General features: G+C 74.7%; 1 protein-coding gene. It reads left to right on the forward strand.

Going from position 1 to position 4921, the window contains the following annotated elements; translation table 11 throughout:
* Nucleotides 1-4921, forward strand: a 4921-nt coding sequence (locus G3I77_RS40465) for a type I polyketide synthase (RefSeq protein WP_282574517.1), incomplete at both ends; no start/stop codon positions are given.

Here is a 4921-nt window from a genome sequence, read left to right on the forward strand (position 1 = left end):
GTGGTGGTCGAGGAGTTCGTGGCCGCTCAGGAGGCTGTCGAGCGGGCGGAGTCGTCCGGGCCGGTTCCGTTCGTGCTGTCCGCGCGGGACGAGCCGGCGCTGCGCGCCCAGGCCCAGCGCCTGCACGCCTTCGTCACCGGGAGCGGCGCACACCCCGCCGACACCGGCGCGTCCCTCGCCGTCACCCGCACCGCTCTGCCGCACCGCGCCGTCGTCACCGCCACGGACGCCGACACGCTCCTCACCGGGCTCGCCGCCCTCGCCCGGGGCGAGGAAAGCGCCCGGGTCGTCACCGGCAGCGCCGCGGGCGCGGGCCGCACCGCCTTCCTGTTCACCGGGCAGGGCGCCCAGCGCGCCCGCATGGGCCGTGACCTGTACGCCGCGTTCCCGGTGTTCGCGACGGCCCTCGACGAGGTGTGCGCGGCCCTCGACGAACACCTCGAACTGCCCCTGCGCACGGTGATGTTCGCCGACGCGGACAGCGAGCCCGGCCGGCTGCTGCACCGCACCGCCTACACCCAGCCCGCCCTGTTCGCCGTAGAGGTCGCCCTGTTCCGGCTCCTCGCCCACCACGGCACCACACCGGACCTGCTCGCCGGGCACTCCATCGGCGAACTCGCCGCGGCCCATGTCGCGGGCGTGCTGTCCCTCGCCGACGCCGCCCGGCTGGTCGCGGCCCGGGGGAGGCTCATGGAGGCGGCCCGGGCGGGCGGCGCCATGATCGCCGTAGAGGCCACCGAAGCCGAGATCGCCGCCGACCTGGAGAAGACGGCGGGCCGGCTCGACCTCGCCGCCGTCAACGCCCCCGACTCCCTCGTGATCTCGGGTGACGAAGACGCCGCCGAGGAACTGGCCGCACAGTGGCGCGCCCGGGGCCGCCGCACCCGCCGGCTCCAGGTCAGCCACGCCTTCCACTCGCCGCACATGGACGACGTCCTGGACGAGTTCCGCGCCGTCGCCCGGAGCCTCACCTTCCACGCGCCGCGCGTCCCGATCGTCTCCACGGTCACCGGCGAACTCGCCGGCCCGGACGAGCTCACCTCGCCCGACTACTGGGCGCAGCAGATCCGCAGGCCCGTGCGGTTCGTCGACGCCGCCCGGGCCCTGCACCGGCACGGCGCCACCGTGTTCGTCGAGGCCGGCCCCGACGCCGTGCTCACCCCGCTGACCCGTGCCGCGCTGACCGACGCGGACGCGGTCGTCGTCCCGCTGCTGCGGGCGGCGCGCCCCGAGGGCGAGACCTTCCTCGCCGGGATCGCCGCGGCCTGGGCGGGCGGCGCGCCGCTCGCGGCCGAGACCTTCCACCCCGGCGCCCGCCTCGTCGACCTGCCGACGTACCCCTTCCAGCGGGAGCGCTACTGGCTCACCCCCGAACGGCCCCTCGACGCCCGGGGCCTGGGCCTCGACCCGGCCGGACACCCGCTGCTGCACGCCTCTGTGGAACTGGCCGGCAGCGACGGGCTGGTGCTCACCGGCCGCCTCTCCGCCGCCGACCAGCCCTGGCTCGCCGACCACGCCATCGCCGGCACCGTCCTCGTGCCCGCCACCGCGTTCCTGGAACTCGCCCTGGCCGCGGCGGGCCGCTTCGGCATCGACCAGATCGACGAACTGACCCTGGAAGCCCCCCTGGAGCTGCCGGAGCAGGGCGCCGTACGCGTCCAGGTCGCCGTCGGTGCACCGGACGCCTCCGGCGGTCGGCCCGTGGAGATCCACGCCTGCCCGGACAACCGTCCCGATGCCGGGCCACTGTGGACGCGGCACGCCTCCGGCACCCTCGGCGGCACCCCGCCGACCGGACCCGACCTGCGCCAGTGGCCGCCCGCAGGCGCCGACGAGATGCCTCTGGACGACGCCTACGAACGCCTCACCGCCCTGGGCTACGCCTACGGCCCGGCCTTCCAGGGACTGACGCGCCTGTGGCGCACGGCCGACGCGCTGTACGCCGAGGTCGCCCTGCCCGACGCGCACAAGGACGGCGCCGACCGGTTCGGACTGCACCCCGCCCTCTTCGACGCGCTCCTGCACCCGGTGGTGCTGCACGCGGCCGGGGACGACACCGCCGCGGACACCATCCGGCTGCCGTTCGCCTGGTCCGGCGCGTCCCTGCACGCCGGAGGCGCCGACACCCTGCGGGTGCGGATCGAGCCCGGCGGGTCCGGCACCTACGCGCTGCACGCCGCGGACGCCGCCGGCGCACCCGTGATGAGCGTGGAGTCCCTCGCCCTGCGCCCGGTCGCCAAGGACCGGCTCCGCTCCGAACCCCGGCTCAGCGACGCCCTGTACGCCGTGGAATGGACGCCGGCCCCGGCACCCGAGGGCGACGCACCGCGCGTCGTGGAGGCGTCCGACCTCACACAGGTGGACGCCACGGCCGACGTGGTTCTCGTACGTGCCCCTGCCGCTGACGGACACGGCGAGGTGGTGGCCCACGCCCACCACGCGACGGAATTCCTCCTGCGCCTCGTGCAGGACTTCCTCGCCGACGAGCGCCTGACCGACGCGCGCCTCGCGGTGCTCACCCGGGGCGCCGTGGCCGCCGCACCCGGCGACCTCGTCCCGGAGCCGGCCCAGGCACCGCTGTGGGGCCTGCTGCGCAGCGTGCAGTCCGAGCATCCGGACCGCGTGGTCCTGATCGACGCCGACGTATCCACCGACGACCCGCTCCTGTCCGCGGCCGTCGCTTGTGGTGAGGCGCAGGTGGCGGTGCGGTCGGGTGGGTTGGTGGTGCCGCGGTTGCGGCGGGCGGTGCCGGGTGACACCGGTGAGGTGTCGTGGGGTTCTGGTCCGGTGTTGGTGACGGGCGGTACCGGTGGTCTGGGTGCTGTGGTGGCCCGGCATCTGGTGGCGGTTCACGGGGTGCGGTCGCTGGTGTTGGTGAGCCGGCGTGGTGAGTCGGCTCCTGGTGCGGTGGAGTTGCGGTCGGAGTTGGAGGCTCTGGGTGCTGACGTGAGGCTGGCGGCGTGTGATGTGACGGACCGGTCGGCTCTGGCGGGACTGCTGGCCGGGGTGGGTGAGTTGTCGGGTGTGGTGCACACGGCGGGTGTGCTGGATGACGTGACGGTGGAGGGTCTGACCGCTGAGCGGCTGCATTCCGTGTTGCGTCCGAAGGTGGACGCGGCGTGGTATCTGCACGAGCTGACCCGGGAGATGGGTCTGCGGGCGTTCGTCGTGTATTCGTCGGTGTCGGGTCTGCTGGGTACGGCGGGGCAGGCGAACTATGCGGCGGGCAACGCGTTCCTGGATGCGCTGGCGGCTCATCGCCGGGCGGCGGGACTGCCCGCGACCTCCCTCGCCTGGGGCCTCTGGGACGGCACCCACGGCATGGGCGGCACCCTCGGCGACGCCGACCTGGCCCGCTGGACGCGCCAGGGCATCAGGACCCTCACCCCCGAGCAGGCCTTGGCCCTCTTCGACGCGGCCCTGGCCGGTGACGACGCGCTGCGCGTGCCCGTGGTCTTCGAAGCGCGTGCGCTACGCGCCGATTCCTCGCCCCTGCTGCGCGACCTGGCTCCGGCGGCCCGCTCCCGGCGCACGGCCGCCCGCGCGGCCGACGCGGGCGGCGAAGGCACCACCTGGGCGCAGCGGATCGCCGCCCTGCCGCAGGAGCGGCGCCGTGAGAGCGTCCTCGACCTCGTCCGCGGCATCGTGGCCGGCGTCCTCGGCCACACCGACCCGCAACGCCTCGATCCCAAGCGCGCCTTCAAGGAGAGCGGCTTCGACTCCCTCGCCGGCGTCGAACTGCGCAACCGCCTGAACACCGCCACCGGACTGCGGCTGTCCGCCACCGTCGTCTTCGACCACCCCACGCCCGAAGCGGTCGCCGACCACCTGCTCACCCGGATCGCGGACACCGCCGCTCCGGCACCGGCCCGCACCGCGCGGCCCACCGCCGACCACGACGAACCAATCGCGATCGTGGGCATGGCCTGCCGCTACCCGGGCGGCGTCGCCTCACCGGACGACCTCTGGCGGCTGGTCTCCGAGGGCGGGGACGCCATCAGCGAGTTCCCCGGCAACCGGGGCTGGGACCTGGACGGCCTCTACGACCCGGATCCCGCCCACACCGGCACCTCCTACGTCCGGCACGGCGGATTCCTGCACGACGCCGACCGGTTCGACCCCGCCTTCTTCGGCATCCCGCCGCGCGAGGCCACCGCCATGGACCCCCAGCACCGGCTGCTGCTGGAGACGGCCTGGGAGGCCTTCGAGCACGCCGGCATCGACCCGGCCGGCCTGCACGGCTCCGACACCGGCGTGTTCACCGGCGCCATGTACGACGACTACGCCTCCCGCCTCGCGGCGAGCCCCGAGGAGTACGAGGGCTTCCTGCTCGCGGGCAACCTCTCCAGCGTCGTGTCCGGCCGGCTCTCCTACACCTACGGCTTCGAGGGCCCGGCCGTCACCGTCGACACGGCCTGCTCCTCCTCGCTGGTGGCCCTTCACCTGGCGGCGAACGCGTTGCGCAACGGCGAGTGCTCGCTCGCCCTCGCCGGCGGCGTGACCGTCATGGCCGGGCCGCACGTCTTCGTCGAGTTCTCCCGCCAGCGCGGGCTGTCGCCCGACGGCCGGTGCAAGTCCTTCGCGGCGGCCGCCGACGGTGTGGCCTGGTCGGAGGGCGTGGGCCTGCTGGTGGTGGAACGCCTGTCGGACGCCGTGCGCAACGGGCACCAGGTGCTGGCGGTCGTCCGGGGCAGTGCGGTGAACCAGGACGGCGCCTCGAACGGTCTGACGGCACCGAACGGCCCGTCGCAGGAGCGCGTCATCCGCCAGGCGCTGGCCTCGGCCGGTCTGTCCCCCGCCGAGGTGGACGCGGTGGAGGCGCACGGCACGGGCACGCGGCTGGGTGACCCGATCGAGGCGCAGGCGCTGCTGGCGACCTATGGCCAGGACCGTGAACAGCCTTTGCTGCTCGGGTCGTTGA

The organism is Streptomyces sp. D2-8 (genome assembly GCF_023184515.1).
Classification (GTDB): domain Bacteria; phylum Actinomycetota; class Actinomycetes; order Streptomycetales; family Streptomycetaceae; genus Streptomyces.